General features: G+C 38.0%; 13 protein-coding genes and 1 pseudogene. 12 read left to right on the forward strand and 2 right to left on the reverse strand.

Annotated elements, in window-relative coordinates; all coding sequences use genetic code 11:
- Positions 1 to 2: 2 nt before the first annotated feature.
- Together glnD and map are read right to left on the reverse strand one after the other, a co-directional pair.
- Positions 3 to 2663 (reverse strand): bifunctional uridylyltransferase/uridylyl-removing protein GlnD, encoded by a 2661-nt coding sequence (gene glnD / locus E3U36_RS11825; RefSeq protein WP_439647298.1) that lies wholly within the window; start codon positions 2661 to 2663, stop codon positions 3 to 5.
- A gap of 139 nt (positions 2664 to 2802) precedes the next feature.
- The gene (map, locus tag E3U36_RS11830) at positions 2803 to 3600 is read right to left on the reverse strand and encodes a type I methionyl aminopeptidase (protein ID WP_180816650.1); all 798 of its coding nucleotides are present in this window, start codon (positions 3598 to 3600) and stop codon (positions 2803 to 2805) included.
- Between the two features lie 605 nt (positions 3601 to 4205).
- Between map and rpsB the strand changes: the two genes are divergently transcribed.
- The 12 genes and pseudogenes from rpsB to fabZ all read left to right on the forward strand — a co-directional run.
- The gene (gene rpsB / locus E3U36_RS11835) at positions 4206 to 4931 is read left to right on the forward strand and encodes a 30S ribosomal protein S2 (protein WP_180816651.1); all 726 of its coding nucleotides are present in this window, start codon (positions 4206 to 4208) and stop codon (positions 4929 to 4931) included.
- Between the two features lie 154 nt (positions 4932 to 5085).
- Complete coding sequence (tsf, locus tag E3U36_RS11840; protein WP_180816652.1) at positions 5086 to 5937, forward strand: translation elongation factor Ts; 852 nt, start codon at positions 5086 to 5088, stop codon at positions 5935 to 5937.
- Between the two features lie 290 nt (positions 5938 to 6227).
- The gene (gene pyrH, locus E3U36_RS11845) at positions 6228 to 6956 is read left to right on the forward strand and encodes a UMP kinase (protein WP_180816653.1); all 729 of its coding nucleotides are present in this window, start codon (positions 6228 to 6230) and stop codon (positions 6954 to 6956) included.
- A gap of 117 nt (positions 6957 to 7073) precedes the next feature.
- Positions 7074 to 7631 (forward strand): ribosome recycling factor, encoded by a 558-nt coding sequence (gene frr / locus E3U36_RS11850; RefSeq protein WP_180816654.1) that lies wholly within the window; start codon positions 7074 to 7076, stop codon positions 7629 to 7631.
- Between the two features lie 145 nt (positions 7632 to 7776).
- A complete protein-coding gene (gene ispC, locus E3U36_RS11855) occupies positions 7777 to 8979 on the forward strand; it encodes a 1-deoxy-D-xylulose-5-phosphate reductoisomerase (RefSeq protein WP_180816655.1) in 1203 nt (400 codons plus the stop codon).
- A gap of 220 nt (positions 8980 to 9199) precedes the next feature.
- Positions 9200 to 9955, forward strand: a complete 756-nt coding sequence (uppS, locus tag E3U36_RS11860) for a polyprenyl diphosphate synthase (protein ID WP_180816656.1) — start codon at positions 9200 to 9202, stop codon at positions 9953 to 9955.
- A gap of 9 nt (positions 9956 to 9964) precedes the next feature.
- Positions 9965 to 10819, forward strand: a complete 855-nt coding sequence (cdsA, locus tag E3U36_RS11865) for a phosphatidate cytidylyltransferase (RefSeq protein WP_238337464.1) — start codon at positions 9965 to 9967, stop codon at positions 10817 to 10819.
- A 12-nt stretch (positions 10820 to 10831) separates the two neighbouring features.
- Positions 10832 to 12187 carry a sigma E protease regulator RseP gene (gene rseP / locus E3U36_RS11870; protein WP_180817656.1) on the forward strand — a complete coding sequence of 452 codons (1356 nt, stop codon included), beginning with the start codon at positions 10832 to 10834 and terminating at the stop codon, positions 12185 to 12187.
- A 33-nt stretch (positions 12188 to 12220) separates the two neighbouring features.
- The gene (gene bamA, locus E3U36_RS11875) at positions 12221 to 14629 is read left to right on the forward strand and encodes an outer membrane protein assembly factor BamA (protein WP_180816657.1); all 2409 of its coding nucleotides are present in this window, start codon (positions 12221 to 12223) and stop codon (positions 14627 to 14629) included.
- A 60-nt stretch (positions 14630 to 14689) separates the two neighbouring features.
- On the forward strand, positions 14690 to 15181 hold the full coding sequence (locus tag E3U36_RS11880) for an OmpH family outer membrane protein (protein WP_180816658.1): 492 nt from the start codon (positions 14690 to 14692) through the stop codon (positions 15179 to 15181).
- Positions 15182 to 15184: 3 nt separating this feature from the next.
- Positions 15185 to 16222 (forward strand): UDP-3-O-(3-hydroxymyristoyl)glucosamine N-acyltransferase, encoded by a 1038-nt coding sequence (lpxD, locus tag E3U36_RS11885; RefSeq protein ID WP_180816659.1) that lies wholly within the window; start codon positions 15185 to 15187, stop codon positions 16220 to 16222.
- A gap of 113 nt (positions 16223 to 16335) precedes the next feature.
- Positions 16336 to 16773: pseudogene (fabZ, locus tag E3U36_RS12365) on the forward strand (3-hydroxyacyl-ACP dehydratase FabZ); the annotation flags it as partial.
- Positions 16774 to 16788 lie beyond the last annotated feature (15 nt).

A 16788-nucleotide genomic window follows, 5' to 3' on the forward strand; every position in this document is an offset into this window, starting at 1 on the left:
AATTATTTAACATGTTTACTATTTTCTTTATCTATTGCAGTCAGGGCTTGGGTCAATTTTTCTGCCAGTTTATGTTGTCTATTTTGATCGAGTGCCTGGTTGTTTTGATCAGTAAGTACAAACAAATCCTCAACTCTTTCTCCAATCGTTGTGATCCTAGCTCCGTGTAAGAGCACGGCCATTTCAGTAAATATATTACCGATCTGTGCTAATAATCCGGGTTGATCGAGGGCGACAAGCTCCATATAAGTCCGCCTGCCATTAAAATTGGGCAAAAAGTGTACTTTAGTTGGTACGTTAAAATGGCGAAATCTATGATGGGCGTTACGTGTTTTCAAGGTTTTGCTATTTGGGGTCTGAATAACTTTTAATAAGGCTTGGCGAATATTTTCATAGCGATCATGAGCCAACGGTTGTCCTTTAGGATCTAATACCACAAAAGTATCCATCGTCATATTATCTTTGTTAGTAAAGATTTGGGCGCTATGGATATTAAGATTTCGTCTATCAAGTTCTCCAGCAACCGCGGCAAATAGAGATGGTCGATCTGGACACCAGATAAAAATTTCAGTACCACCATGCACAGATACGGTACTGATCAGTATTAATGGTTCATTTAAATTGTGTTTTAATAAAGCGCTAGCGTGCCAGGCAAGTTGCTGGGGAGTATGGCGTAAAAAATAATCAGCATGGCAGCGTGACCATAATTTTTTTAGCTCACCTTGATCAATATTTTTTTCGCCTAGCTGGGTTAACGCTTGCAAGCGATTGGATTGGATCCGTTGACGTAAAGTGGGTATTGCTTGCGTATCTTGATTTAATTGATTTTTAGTTAATAGATACAGCTCTTTTAATAGACTCTGTTTCCAGCTATTCCATAAGCTATTATTGGTTGCAAATATATCGGCAACAGTCAGACACAAAAGATAATCCAGCCGGTTTATTGATTTCACTTCACTGGCAAATTGTTTAATAACAATCGGATCTTGAATATCACGCCGTTGGGCGGTCACTGACATCAAAAGATGTTGACGTACAAGCCAGGCAATTAAGGATGAATCATGTTCAGATATGCCGTGTGCTAGGGCAAATTGTTTTGCATCTTCCGCGCCCAGTTCAGAGTGATCACCTTTTCTGCCTTTAGCGATATCATGAAACATAGCCGCCAGACTTAAAATTTCAGGCTGAGCAAGCTTGGTATAAATGTCAACGCACAAAGGATGTTGGTGACTATTATTTTGGTCAGCAAATTGATCAAGTTTTTGTAATACGCGAATAGTATGTTCATCGACGGTGTAAGTATGAAAAAGATCAAATTGCATTTGGCCAACAATATTTTGCCAAACTGGCGTATAAGCACTAAGTACATCGTGTAAGTGCATGGGTACAATGGCAACTTTTACCGCTCTTGGATGGCGCAAAATAGTAATAAAAATTTCACGAGCAATTGGAATTTCACACAGAGGTTTAGTCAGTTTTTGACAAGCAAAACGCAATTGACGCAGTGTAGCTGAGTATATTCCATGAATATTTTTCTGTTCGGCCATTTGATAAAATAGCTGCAATATGGCTGCGGGTTGACGATCAAAAAGAGTGCTATCAAGCAGATCGATGAGATCTCCTCTAAGTTGAAATTGATTATCAAGTTTATGTGGCGCGGCTAGGTTTTTTTTGCTAAGGATGGCTTCATCAAACAGTTGTAGCAGCATGCTATTGAGTTCTCGCACACGTCGTGTGACACGATAATAGTCTTTCATCATTTGCTCAACGGGCTGATTGTCTTTACCTTGATAACCAAGTAAGCGGGCAACATTTAATTGATGTTCAAATAGTAGGCGATTGTCATAACGTTTTATTATTAAATGCAGCGCAAATCGAATACGAAGCAAAAAATTTAAACATATTTTTAATTCTCGATATTCTGCTTGACTTAGAAAGTCGAAATGAACTGTCTGCTCAATGGTGGTTGCACCAAAATGTCGGCGTGCGACCCATAACAGTATGTGAATATCACGTAAACTGCCTGGACTACTTTTGATATCTGGCTCAAGGTTGTAACTGGTACTATGATAACGTTGGTGACGCAACTGTTGTTCACTACGTTTGGCAGCAAAAAATTTATCAGACGGCCAAAAATTATCGCTATATATTGCTTGCTGTAATGATAGCAACAGAGCTTGATCGCCACAAATTAACCTTGATTCAAATAGATTAGTTGCGATAGACAGATCTGTTTGTCCTGCCTGTAAACATTCTTCTAATGTGCGCACACTATGGCCAACTTGAAAACCCAAGTCCCATAGTAGAGTAATAAATTGACCAATCTTAGTGGTGATAGCGGTATCTAAAGGATGTTGACTTAAAATTAATAAATCTATATCTGACAGTGGATGTAATTCTTGTCGGCCATAACCACCCACGGCAATTAATGATAATTGGGGAATTAGCTCGAAACGATTAATTTGCCAAAGACGCTGGAGCAACTTATCAAGATAATTGCTACGGACGGCAATAAGTTCAGCGGCGGTAATTTCCTCCTTAAAAGATTGTTCTAACCATTTTTGCAAGCGCTCTACCTGTTGTTTTAGTAAAGGTAAAGTAAAATCCTCTTGAGATAATTTATCAAGCGCAAGGATGAGGGGGACAGGCTGATTACTTTTCATCATGGTATTATAACCGCGAAATTGCTGGAGGAGATCTGATTATGCGATCAATAGTAAATGGTATGAATAGACAATAAAAAGCAGTAAAACAATATCATTAAGGTAAAAGCCTCCAAAATTATGGAGGCCAATATGAAAATTATCTATTCACTAATATAGCCGAAATAAATGGCTCTTCTTCTTTCCGTAAGGTAAAAATTTCACACCCATCGTCGGTGACAGCTAAAGTATGTTCATATTGTGCCGACCAACCTCGATCTTTTGTTTTTACTGTCCAGCCATCTTTCATTGTTCTAATACGATGATCGCCGGTATTTACCATTGGTTCGATAGTAAAAGTCATGCCTTTTTGCAGTATCACACCACCGTCATCAGCATCGTAATGTAATACTTGAGGTTCTTCATGAAAGACTCGACCAATACCATGGCCACAATATTCGCGCACTACAGAAAAATGATGCTGTTGAACAAATTGCTGAATTGCCTGACCTATCGTCCGTAAACGAATACCAGGTTTGACCATTTTTAAAGCAAGATAAAGGCTTTCTTGTGTTACCTTACACAACCGTTCGCCTTGAATGGTTGGTTTGCCCACAATAAACATTTGGGAGGTGTCGCCATGGAAGCCATTTTTAATAACGGTGACATCAATATTAATGATATCACCTTCTTTTAAGATTTTTTCATCACTCGGAATACCATGACAAATAACATCATTAACGGATGTACAGATAGATTTAGGAAAGCCATGATAATTTAAACAGGCTGGGATAGCTTGCTGTTTTTCGACGATATGTGAGTGACAGATGCGATCAAGTTCACCGGTGGAAATGCCCGGTTTTATGTAAGGTTCAATAATTTCTAACACTTCCGCCGCCAAATGTCCGGCGATACGCATTTTCTGAATATCTTCTTCCGTTTTAATTGAGATAGCCATGAATTATGCCTATTTATGCTGATTTAAATGAGTAAAAATGCACTTATCAGCCAATTATGTTGATTAAATATAAATACTGTATGTTGACGGTTATGTTAATCAGCGAAGCGCAGTTATGCCAACTAACGACTTAACATATCAATTTTTTTTAAAATATGAAAATAGCCAAAAAGTAATGTTTGGTTATTTTAAATTGAATTATTACTAGTAAACTGTAAAAAAATCATAAAAATTAAGATATTAGCAATAGAACACAATAAAATATTGTTAAAGTAAATTTTATTCAGAAATGAATATTATTTATTTCTGAATAAGCAATACTAATTGTCGGTGTTATTTTTTTAATTAAGCTAAATGACTTAAGCGTAGAAAAATATAACTATAGCTGGTGTTTTTGGTTATTTTATGATATAAGGCGCCGGCATTCTATGTATTTTATAATAGAAAAACATAGATTAGCTCTAACATAAACTTGACTGTGTTATAACACACACAGATCGGCACATTTTCCGGGGTGCTCTTATGTAGGAAAATCTACAGCTAATGAGTCGGGGAATGGGATCTGTGGAGGCATAACCCCAATTTACTAAATTATAGAGGTTTAAATGGCAACTGTTTCCATGCGCGATATGCTTCAGGCGGGCGTTCACTTTGGTCACCAAACTCGTTACTGGAATCCAAAGATGAAAACTTACATCTTTGGTGCGCGCAACAAAGTGCAGATCATTAATTTGGAAAAAACTGTTCCAATGTTCAATGAAGCATTAGCTGAATTGACTAAAATTGCTTCACGAAAAGGCAAAATTCTGTTTGTTGGCACTAAGCGCGCAGCAAGCGAATCGATAAAAGAAGCGGCTAATAGTTGTGATCAGTATTTTGTTAACCACCGCTGGTTAGGTGGTATGCTGACTAACTGGAAAACCGTTCGTCAGTCTATTAAGCGCCTGAAAGATTTAGAAGCACAATCTCAGGATGGTACTTTTGATAAGTTGACCAAAAAAGAAGCGTTGATGCGTACCCGTGAGCTTAGCAAGTTAGAAAATAGTTTGGGTGGTATTAAAGAGATGGGCGGTTTGCCTGACGCTTTATTTGTTGTTGATGCGGAACATGAGCATATTGCTATAAAAGAAGCAAACAACTTAGGTATCCCTGTATTTGCGGTTGTTGATACTAACTCTGATCCAGATGGTGTTGATTATATCATCCCTGGTAATGATGATGCGATCCGTGCAGTTAAACTGTATCTGGATGCAGTTGCGAAAGCTGTACATGAAGGTCGTTCTAAAGATCAGGCGATTAAACCAGAAGAAAACTTGATAAAGACTGAATAATAAGGCCAGCTCTTCGTTAGTATAGAAGAGCCCTTATGGACCAGGTATTACAATATATTGGTTATAGGGGCCTAATTGGCTCCTTTTTACTTATCAGAATGAGAATTGTCTGCATGGGATGATTTCCCATCAGATATATTGAGGAATAAATCACATGTCTGAAATTACCGCTGCTTTGGTAAAAGAACTGCGCGAACGTACTGGTGCAGGTATGATGGAATGTAAAAAAGCATTGGTTGAAGCTGATGGAAATATTGAATTAGCTATCGATAATATGCGTAAATCAGGTCAAGCAAAAGCGGCTAAGAAAGCCGGTCGAGTGGCTGCCGAAGGTGTAGTAATGGCGGAAATTTCTGCCGATGGCAAATTTGGTGCATTGCTTGAGTTGAATTGTGAAACGGATTTTGTCGCTAAGGATGCGAGTTTTGTAGCATTTGGTAATGAAGTACTCAAATTAGTTGTGGCAAATAAATTGTCCAATATTGAAGAATTAAAGGCAAAATTTGAAGAACAACGTACAGCAATCGTTGCCAAGATTGGTGAAAATATTAATATTCGCCGAGTCGAGATCCTAGAAGGTGCAAAAATCGGCTGGTATTTACATGGTGCTCGTATTGGCGTTCTTGTGTCTGCAAACGGTGCGGATGATGAGCTTATTAAACATATTGCTATGCATATTGCGGCTAGCAAACCCGAATATGTTACACCAGCAGATGTACCAGCCGATGTTGTCGCTCATGAGCATCAAATTCAATTAGATATAGCAATGCAATCTGGTAAACCTCGTGAAATTGCGGAAAAAATGGTAACTGGCCGCATGAACAAATTTACCGGTGAGATCTCTTTAACTGGCCAACAATTTGTTATGGATCCAAGTAAAACAGTTGGTACGTTGCTAAAAGAGAAAAATGCAACAGTGACTAACTTTATCCGTTTTGAAGTTGGTGAAGGTATCGAAAAAGTAGAAACTGATTTTGCTGCTGAAGTCGCGGCAATGAGTAAATAATGATACCAATTGTTAAATAGAGCCGCCAGTAGGCGGTTCTGTTTTATCTAATATCGATAATTTATTTTTATCTGTTTGATAATACATGATCAATGATAATTTATGTGTAAATATGCTACTAAATTATTTAATTCAGTATATGCTTAATTCAACGGATTAGTGTTAGTATTTAGACTAAATTATCTTTTTCTAAAGTAATGAAGAAAAGTAATTAATCAAGTATTTTACATTCAGACTTTGAACTAATAATTTTAAACCTTCAATAATTTATCTGCTCAGGACGAAACACCATGGCAACTAATGCAAAACCAGTATATCAACGTATCTTGCTTAAGCTTAGTGGCGAAGCTCTACAAGGTTCAGAAGGTTTTGGTATTGATGCGAGCGTTTTAGATCGTATGGCACAAGAAATTAAGGAACTGGTAGAGTTAGCGATACAAGTTGGTGTCGTTATTGGTGGTGGCAACTTATTTCGTGGTGCAGGGCTAGCCGATGCTGGGATGAATCGTGTAGTTGGTGATCATATGGGAATGCTAGCGACAGTAATGAATGGATTAGCCATGCGTGATGCTTTACATCGTGCATATGTTAATGCCAGACTCATGTCTGCAATACCATTAAATGGTGTGTGTGACAATTATAGTTGGGCTGAGGCGATTAGTTTGCTTCGTAATGGCAAAGTTGTTATTTTCTCGGCCGGAACGGGCAACCCTTTCTTTACAACAGATTCAGCGGCTTGTTTACGAGGGATAGAAATTGAGGCGGATGTTGTTTTAAAAGCAACCAAAATTGATGGCGTCTATTCTGCTGATCCATCGAAGAGTTCAGATGCGGTTTTTTATAATAAATTAACGTATCAGGACGTATTAGAACGCGAATTAAAAGTGATGGATTTGGCAGCATTTACGCTGGCTCGTGATCATAATTTACCTATTCGCGTTTTTAACATGAATAAACCCGGTGCGTTACGTCGAATTGTTATGGGTGAAAATGAAGGCACGTTAATATCGTGTGATTAATCTCCTGAGAGACATGGATGATTTTTGGCAGTATGATATTATCAGCATCGTTAAAATAATTGAATGGGGTTATCGGTTAGAGCCTAATATTTATAACCAGTTGCTAAGGGTTTAAATGTGATTAATGAAATCAAAAAAGATGCTCAAGAGCGTATGGAAAAAAGCGTCGAAGCATTGAAAAGTCAAATTAATAAAGTTCGTACCGGCCGTGCATCGCCAAGTTTATTGGATGGTATCATGGTTGAATATTATGGTGCTGCAACGCCGTTACGTCAGTTAGCGAATATTACCGCTGAGGATTCACGTACACTCGCCATTACTGTGTTTGCTGGTACGTTCGCAACAGCAGTGGAAAAGGCCATTATGTCATCAGATCTAGGTCTTAATCCTTCTTCAGCAGGAACCATAATACGGGTGCCTTTACCACCGTTGACGGAAGAACGACGTAAGGATTTGATTAAAGTTGTCCGTAATGATGCTGAGCAGGGACGTGTATCTGTTCGTAATGCACGACGTGATGCGAATGATAAAATCAAGGCATTACTAAAAGATAAAGAAATTAGTGAGGATGATGAACGTCGAGCACAAGATGAAATCCAGAAATTGACCGATAATTTTATCAAAAAAGTTGATGAAGCTCTGGAACAAAAAGAAAAAGAATTGATGGAATTTTAAACATTTTTATAATAAAGCCATAAGCTATATAAAAGTAAGTATGGCTTTATTATATCTTTAAATTTATTGCTCCATTTTATGTTATGCTATATGGCTGAGTTAAGAATAATTCTTTTTAATTAAATAGTAGAGCATATATATCACAATGATACGTCTGACAATTTTAGGCTCGACGGGTTCAATTGGTAAAACGACACTATCAGTAGTCAAAAAAAATCCAGCGAAATTTGAAATTATCGCATTAGTTGCACATAAAAATGTGGTTACTATGGTTCAGCAATGCTTAGAATTCCAGCCACAATATGCTGCTATGTCAGACGAAAAATCAGCCAATACTCTAAGAAGCATACTAAATAAACACGGATGTAAAACTGAAGTCTTAGCAGGCCAAAATGGAGTTTGTGAACTAGCGGCGCTTGATAATGTTGATCAAGTGATGTCCGCAATTACCGGAATTGCGGGATTAATGCCAACATTAGCTGCGATTCGTCAAGGTAAGCGTATTTTATTAGCCAATAAAGAGTCATTAATTACTAGTGGGCAACTGTTTTTCGACGCAATTAAAAAATATGGTGCTCAGGTCCTGCCTATTGATAGTGAACATAATGCGATATTTCAAAGTTTACCGACTGAAATTCAGCGGAATTTAGGTTTTGCTAATCTTGAACAAAATGGAATAACGCGCATAGTATTAACTGGCTCGGGTGGCCCTTTTCGTGAAATTCCGCTCGCTTCTCTTAAGAATATGACGCCTAATGAGGCTTGCAATCACCCTAATTGGTCTATGGGGCGTAAGATCTCGGTTGATTCTGCAACGATGATGAATAAAGGGCTTGAGTATATTGAAGCTCGGTATTTTTTTAATGCGTCAGCCGAACAAATTGAAGTTATTATTCATCCACAATCTGTTATTCATTCCATGGTACGCTATCAGGATGGAAGTGTGATCGCTCAATTAGGTACGCCTGATATGAGAACACCGATTTCCTATAGTATGGCTTATCCAGATCGTATCCCTTCAGGTGCAGCGGCCCTTGATTTTAAACAATTATCTTCATTAACTTTTATTGCTCTAGATTACCAACGTTACCCCTGTTTGAAATTAGCGATTAATGCTTGTCATCATGGGCAAGCAGCAACCACAATTTTAAATGCTGCGAATGAAGTTTCTGTTGCTGCATTTTTGGCCGGAAAGCTTCGATTTACTGATATTGAGCAAGTTAATTTGGATACAGTAGAAAGGTTAAGTTTGGCCGAACCTGATAGCATTGATGCAGTGTTAGCGATTGATAGCGAAGCGCGTCAAGTGGCAATTAATTATATTGAAACATTAGCAATATCCTATTAATAAAGAATTTTAGCTGCTCAAATGTTTTTATATTTATCTCAGATTAAACTTTTATAAAATTATAATGGGTTAAGGATATCAAAAATGAATAAAGAGCTAACTATTAACTTATTAGTAAATATGGAAATTTTTTGATTCATCTTAAGTAATTGTATTTTTATTATCCAAAATAATTAAGCGCAATAGTTATGTAAGCTTATAGTAAAGGAACTTTTTTGGCATGAAACTTATGTATGATAATGATAGCTCACAGCAACGAATTCCGAGGCATGTTGCTATTATTATGGATGGTAATGGACGCTGGGCGAAGCAACATGGAAAGTTAAGAATTAAAGGGCATCGAGCAGGCACAGAAGCGGTACAAAAAGCGGTTAAATTTGCTGTTGAAAATGAGATTCAGTCTTTAACGCTCTATGCGTTTAGTAGTGAAAATTGGAATCGACCAGAAACTGAGGTTAGTGCTCTGATGGAACTTTTTACTTGGTTCCTGGATGATGAAGTTAAAAATTTAAATATTCATAATGTTAAATTAACGATTATTGGCGATATCAGCCGCTTTAAAACTAAATTACAAAATCGTATCAAACACGCGGTTGACTTAACCGCAAATAATACCGGATTACAACTCAATATTGCCGCTAATTATGGTGGTCGTTGGGATATTACCCATGCAATGAGACTTATTGCAGAGAAAATTAAAGCGGGTTCATTATTACCAGAAAATATTAACGAAGATACGGTAAATGAATTTATTAGTCTACATGATCAACCAACCGTTGATTTAGTTATTAGAACTGGGAGAGAATATCGCATCAGCAATTTTCTTTTATGGCAGATTGCTTATGCTGAATTTTATTTTACCGATGTGCTCTGGCCGGATTTTGATGAGGAAGCTTTCAAAAGTGCAATTGGGGCTTTTAATCAGCGTGAACGACGTTTTGGTAACACTGAGCCTGATGATATTAATGAAGAATAGGGGACTCTTTTGCTAAACTTAAATGCTCGTATCATAACAGCTATCATACTTATTCCATTAGTTATCGCGGCACTTTTTTTCTTACCTCCTAACTTGTTTGGTTATGTTATCATTGTTATTTGCTCGTTAGCTGCTTGGGAATGGAGCCAATTTATTGGCTGGACAGTACAGATTAAACGAATTATATCTGCTGTTTTATTTGGTATTTGTTTATTGGGTTTACAATTGTCATTTCAGGATCTCAGTCAATTAACAACAGAGCCTTTGATTTTTTATATTTTATCGGCTGGGTTAGTTTGGTGGTTAGTTGCGATAATATTGGTTGTCACTTTTCCTACTTCTGCTCGATTCTGGTCTCAGTCAGTAATATTAAAAATTTTGTTTGGTGTTTTAACCATTTTACCTTTTTACTGTGGCATGTTGGTGTTAAAAAGCGTCGATTATCATATTGACAATTTTATCGGTGCTTGGTGGGTGCTTTATGTCATGCTATTAGTTTGGAGTGCAGATATTGGCGCTTATTTTTTTGGACATTTATTTGGTAAACATAAATTGGCGGCGAAGGTTTCTCCTGGTAAAACCTTGGAAGGTATGCTTGGTGGAATGCTGACAGCAGGTATTATAGCCTGGCTATTTAGTTTATTTGTTCCTGTTTTATTAATATCCAAGAATGTACTATTTTGTTCTGTTATTGTTGTAATTATTTCTGTTTTTGGTGATTTAACGGAAAGTATGTTTAAACGTCAGGCAGGCATCAAAGATAGTAGTCATGTAATTCCAGGACATGGTGGCGTATTAGATAGAATCGATAGTTTGACCGCGGCTATACCTGTTTTTGCAGGATTGACATTGTTATTTTTTTAGTTTTTAAGGTATATCATGGGATTTGTTTGGAGTTTAGCGGCATTTATTATTGCATTAGGTGTGCTAATTATCGTACATGAATTTGGCCATTTCTGGGTGGCTAGGCGCTGTGGTATTTATGTTGAGCGTTTCTCCATTGGTTTTGGCAAAGCCTTATGGCGTAAAGTCGATCGTCATGGTACAGAATTTGTTATCGCCCTGATCCCGTTAGGTGGCTATGTTAAAATGCTAGATGAGCTAGTAGCCGCTGTAGCACCAGAGCGTCGCCACTTTGCTTTTAATAATAAAACAGTAGGACAACGTGCTGCAGTGATTAGTGCAGGGCCAATAGCCAATTTTTTATTGGCAATATTTGTTTATTGGTTAGTTTTCATTATTGGTATCCCTTCCGTGCGCCCAGTCATTGAAGATATTCAGTCAAACTCGATTGCTGAGCAAGCAAATATTTCACCAGGTATGGAACTAAAATCAATAGATGGTATCGAAAACCCTGACTGGAACGCAGTTCGTCTCGCCTTAATTAGTAAAATTGGTGATGAAGAATTAAGCATGAAGGTTTTACCTATTGGAAATTCAACGCCGATAAAAAAAGTGATTGATTTGCGGGAATGGCATTTTGATCCAGAAACTCAGGATCCGGTTTTATCTTTAGGAATTATGCCAGTTAGTGCCAGGCAAGATCCCATTGTGCGTAATATTCAACCTGGTTCAGCGGCGGCATTATCAGGTTTACAAGTAGGAGACAGAATTGTAAAAGTGGGTGATCAGATAATAGATGTTTGGCATCCATTCACCTATTTTGTTCGGCAAAGTCCTAATATTCCATTGTTATTGACGATCGAAAGACAAGGTGAACAGCAGCAATTAACGTTAACACCAGAAGTAAAAACGATAGCTAAAGGGCGGCAAATTGGATTTGCCGGGCTTGAATTATCAGTAATACCACTTGCAGATGAGTATAAAATCACTCAGCAATATGGTCCGTTTTATGCGTTGTACCAGGCAACGGATAAAACTTGGCAGTTGATGAAGTTGACAGTTAGCATGATAGGTAAATTGGTCACTGGTGATATTAAACTCAATAATCTTAGTGGGCCTGTTTCTATTGCAAAAGTAGCCGGCATTTCCGCTGAGTCTGGGTTAGTGTATTATCTGATGTTTATTGCATTAATTAGTGTCAATTTAGGGATCATTAACCTGTTTCCTTTGCCTGTATTAGATGGTGGGCACTTACTTTTCTTGTTAATCGAAAAGATTAAAGGAAAACCAGTGTCTGAGCGTGTACAAGACTTCAGCTATCGTATTGGTGCTATTGCATTGATATTATTAATGGGGCTTGCACTTTTCAATGATTTCTCTCGTCTTTAAGAGAGAGACTAGTTAGGAATACTCGTAACAACAATGGCGATGAAAAAGTTGCTCATAGCATCGCTGCTATTTGGCAGCGCCACTGCATACGGTTCAGACGGGTTTGTAGTTCAAGATATTCATTTTGAAGGTCTTCAACGCGTCGCCGTTGGTGCAGCACTATTGAATATGCCTGTTCGGGTAGGAGATACGATTAATAATGACGATATAGGTCGTACTATTCGAGCGCTATTTTCAACGGGTAATTTCGAAGATGTTAGAGTTTTGCGTGATGGAAATACGCTTATAGTGCAAGTAAAAGAGCGGCCAACTATTGCAAGCATTACATTCTCTGGTAATAAGTCGGTTAAAGACGATTTATTAAAGCAAAATCTTGAGGCTTCCAATATTCGCGTTGGTGAAGCCCTCGATAGCACAAAACTGGCGAATATCGAAAAGGGTCTGGAAGATTTTTATTACAGTGTTGGTAAGTATAATGCGACAGTTAAAGCAGTAGTCACACCGCTACCGAGTAATCGTGTTGACTTAAAATTAATCTTTTCTGAAGGCGTTTCAGCTAAGATCCAACAGATTAATATCGTCGGTAATAAAGCATTTACCACGGGTGAATTGGTAAATCGTTTTCAATTACGTGATGATGTACCCTGGTGGAATTTTATTGCTGATCAAAAATATCAGAAACAAAAACTGGCAGGTGATTTAGAAACCCTACGCAGTTTTTATCTCGACCGAGGTTATGCCAAATTTAATATCGACTCAACTAATGTCAGTCTGACACCTGATAAGAAAGGTATTTATGTCACTATCAATGTGACAGAAGGCGATAAATATACCATATCCGGCGTTGAATTAAATGGCGAAACTGCTGGCCATTATGATGAAATCAACCAATTAATCACCATCAAACCTTCTTCGCTTTATAATGGTACTGAACTTACTAACATGGAGAACAAAATTAAGGATCTTCTGGGTCGTTATGGTTATGCTTATCCTCGTGTTATTACCCAACCTGAAATCAATGATGAAGATAAAACCGTTAAACTGCATGTGAATGTTGATGCAGGTAGCCGTTTCTATGTTCGCCAAATCAGTTTTGTCGGCAATGATGTTAGTAAAGATTCTGTTTTACGTCGTGAGATGCGTCAGATGGAAGGCGCTTGGTTAGGCAATGATTTGGTTAACCTAGGCAAAGAACGATTAAATCGGACCGGTTTTTTTGAAACTGTTGATGTTGAAACGCAACGTGTACCTGGTACACCTGATCAAGTTTATGTGGTCTATAAAGTTAAAGAACGTAATACCGGCGCGATGAACTTCGGCATTGGTTTTGGTACTGAAAGTGGTATCAGTTTCCAAGTCGGTGTTCAACAAGAAAACTGGCTTGGTACTGGTAATGCTGTTGGTATTAGTGCAAGCAAGAATGATTATTCGACTTATGCGGAATTATCATTAACCGATCCTTATTTTACCGGTAATGGTGTCAGCTTGGGTGGCCGATTATTCTATAATGATTTTAGTGCCAAGGATGCTGATCTTTCACGCTATAATAATAAAACTTATGGTGTTGATAGTACCTTGAGTTTTCCTTTTAATGAAAATAATGCGTTTCGAATTGGGGCAGGTTTTGTTCATAACTCCCTGTCTGATATGAAAGCTCAAGTTGGAATGTGGCGTTATTTACAAAGTATGGGCGAAAATCCTAATTTTGATGATAAAGCGCGCTATAATGCTAATGATTTTACCCTTAATTTAGGTTGGACTTATAATAACCTAGATCGTGGTTTCTTCCCGACAGCGGGCAATAAAACTTCATTAAATAGTAAAATCACCATTCCCGGTTCTAATAATCAATACTATAAGATTCGGTTTGATACATCGCAATATTATCCCATTGATGAGGATAACAAATGGGTATTATTAGGCCGGGCACAGTTAGGTTATGGTAATGGTTTTGGTGGAAAAGAATTACCATTTTATGAAAACTTTTATGCTGGTGGTGCTGGTACGGTACGTGGTTTTCGTTCTAATAATATAGGCCCTAAAGCAATTTATCTTGAAAAAGATAACACAACTGGGGAAATCAACCCAAAATCTGGTAGTCCCTCAACGGATGCTGTTGGCGGCAATGCAATGGCAACAGCGTCCTTGGAGTTAATTACGCCAACCCCGTTTATTGATGAAAAGTATGCTAATTCGATCAGAACTTCTTTCTTTATTGATGCGGGTACTGTTTGGGATTCGCATTGGAGTAACACCCCCGCAAGCTGGAGAGCAGGAATGCCTGACTATGGTAAGGCATCCAATATTCGAGTTTCGACAGGGATTGCATTACAATGGATGTCACCACTTGGTCCGCTGGTCTTTTCTTATGCCAAGCCAATAAAAGATTATGAAGGTGACAAATCTGAAGATTTTCAGTTTAATATTGGTAGGACGTGGTAAAACGTCAATTCAATTCATCGATTCGCTTGTGGTCAGATCATAAGAGATAAGGAGTTTAGTGTGAAAAAATTGTTGTGTGCAGCAGGTTTAGGTTTGATTTTATCTGTATCTGCCAGTGCTTATGCAGAGAAAGTTGCCGTTATTAACGTCGGTGAAGTTTTTCAGAACATAGCAACCAGTAAAGCGGTAACTCAGCAACTTGAAAAAGAGTTCAAAGGACGCGCTAATGAGTTGCAAAATATGGAAAAAGATTTACAGGCTCGGGCAGAAAAATTGCAAAAAAGCGCCGCTAAGCCTAATGAAAAAGATCTTCAAGCGTTTGAGGCGAAGCGGAAAGATTTTCTTCAAAAAGCACAGCAATTTGAAAAAGATAACCAACGTCGTCAGCAAGAAGAGCGCAATAAAATATTGCAAACGATAAAGACCGCAACTAAAGCGGTTGCAGAAAAAGAGCGTTACGACGTGGTTGTTGACGTAAATGCGGTTCTCTATCCGGAAAACAGTTCTAGCCTGAAAAATATTACTGATCTGGTTATTAAGAAGGTTAAATAATAGATGGTTTCTATTCGATTAGCTGATTTAGCCCAGCAATTGGACGCGCAGCTACATGGTGATGGTAATATTACCATTACCGCTATTGCGCCTATGCATTTAGCGAAGGAAGGGCAAATTACTTTTTTATCGGATAGCCGTTACCTAACGCAATTGGCAAAATGCAAAGCTGCTGCTGTGGTATTAAAGCAAGAGGATCTAGCCGAGAGTAAAATAGCCGCATTAGTGGTTAAAGATCCTTATCTTGCCTATGCTCGATTAGCTCAAATTTTGGATACCACGCCAAAACCTGCACAAAATATCCATCCTTCAGCGGTTATTGCGGAAGATGTTAAGCTCGGCGAAGATGTTGCCATTGGTGCTAATGCCGTTATGGAGTCAGGGGCGACATTAGGTAATCAGGTTATTATTGGCGCAGGTTGCTTTATTGGTAAAAATGTCAAAATCGGTCAGTCTACGCGTTTATGGGCAAATGTTTCTGTCTATCATAGTGTCGAGATAGGTGAACAGTGTCTTATCCAATCTGGAACAGTTATTGGTTCAGATGGTTTTGGCTATGCAAATGAAAAAGGCCAATGGATAAAAATACCTCAATTAGGTACAGTTATTATTGGAAATAATGTTGAAATTGGTGCTTGTACCACCATTGACCGCGGTGCACTAGAGAATACAATAATTGGTAATGGGGTGATCATTGATAACCAATGTCAGATTGCTCACAATGTGATTATCGGTGATCATAGTGCTATTGCCGGTGGTGTTATTATGGCCGGTAGCCTGAAAATAGGCAAATATTGTATGATTGGTGGTGCCTGCGTGATTAATGGACATATGGAAATTTGTGATAAAGTTACTATAACCGGAATGGGAATGGTAATGCGTCCAATTAGTGAGCCGGGAATTTACTCTTCTGGCATCCCATTACAGCCAAATAAGGTTTGGCGAAAAACAGCCGCTTTAGTCATGAATATTAATGAAATGGCCAAGCGTATGAAGGCACTAGAACGTAAAGTATTTAAGGTATTTAGTAAAGATAACTAAATACTGCTGTGTAGATTTGTTAATTGCGGCCTGCAGATTACCTTATTGAGGGTTAAAGCAGGCCGTATTATTAATATATAATTTTTTAAATTTAAACAAGAAGAGTCTTTTCTATGAGTGATAAACATACTCTGGATATAGAAGAAATTTTAGGTTTGTTACCCCATCGCTATCCTTTTTTGTTAGTTGATCGTGTATTGGATTTTGAAGAAGATAAATTTTTACGAGCAGTAAAAAATGTCTCTTTCAATGAACCTTTCTTTCAAGGTCATTTTCCTGGTAAACCAATATTTCCGGGGGTATTAATTCTTGAGGCAATGGCTCAGGCGGCTGGTATTTTAGCTTTCAAGAGTGTGGGACAATTAGAGCCTGGCGAACTTTATTATTTTGCTGGTATTGACGAAGCAAGATTTAAACAGCCGGTGCAACCTGGTGATCAGATGATTTTTGAGGTAACGTTTGTTAAAACTAAGCGTGGTTTGACGCGTTTTAAAGGTATTGCAAAAGTGGATGAAAAAGTTGTTTGTGAAGCGACAATGATGTGTGCTCGCAAGCCAAGAAGCGTA

This window comes from Arsenophonus endosymbiont of Aphis craccivora (assembly GCF_013460135.1).
GTDB classification, from domain to species: Bacteria; Pseudomonadota; Gammaproteobacteria; order Enterobacterales; family Enterobacteriaceae; genus Arsenophonus; species Arsenophonus nilaparvatae.

Excerpts from the sequence above, each read along its gene's own strand:
- map (WP_180816650.1), bottom strand. The coding sequence starts at position 3,600 with ATGGCTATCTCAATTAAAACGGAAGAAGATATTCAGAAAATGCGTATC.
- ispC (WP_180816655.1), top strand. The coding sequence starts at position 7,777 with ATGATACGTCTGACAATTTTAGGCTCGACGGGTTCAATTGGTAAAACG.
- bamA (WP_180816657.1), top strand. The coding sequence starts at position 12,221 with ATGGCGATGAAAAAGTTGCTCATAGCATCGCTGCTATTTGGCAGCGCC.
- glnD (WP_439647298.1), bottom strand. The coding sequence starts at position 2,663 with ATGAAAAGTAATCAGCCTGTCCCCCTCATCCTTGCGCTTGATAAATTA.
- uppS (WP_180816656.1), top strand. The coding sequence starts at position 9,200 with ATGAAACTTATGTATGATAATGATAGCTCACAGCAACGAATTCCGAGG.
- tsf (WP_180816652.1), top strand. The coding sequence starts at position 5,086 with ATGTCTGAAATTACCGCTGCTTTGGTAAAAGAACTGCGCGAACGTACT.
- pyrH (WP_180816653.1), top strand. The coding sequence starts at position 6,228 with ATGGCAACTAATGCAAAACCAGTATATCAACGTATCTTGCTTAAGCTT.
- lpxD (WP_180816659.1), top strand. The coding sequence starts at position 15,185 with ATGGTTTCTATTCGATTAGCTGATTTAGCCCAGCAATTGGACGCGCAG.
- rpsB (WP_180816651.1), top strand. The coding sequence starts at position 4,206 with ATGGCAACTGTTTCCATGCGCGATATGCTTCAGGCGGGCGTTCACTTT.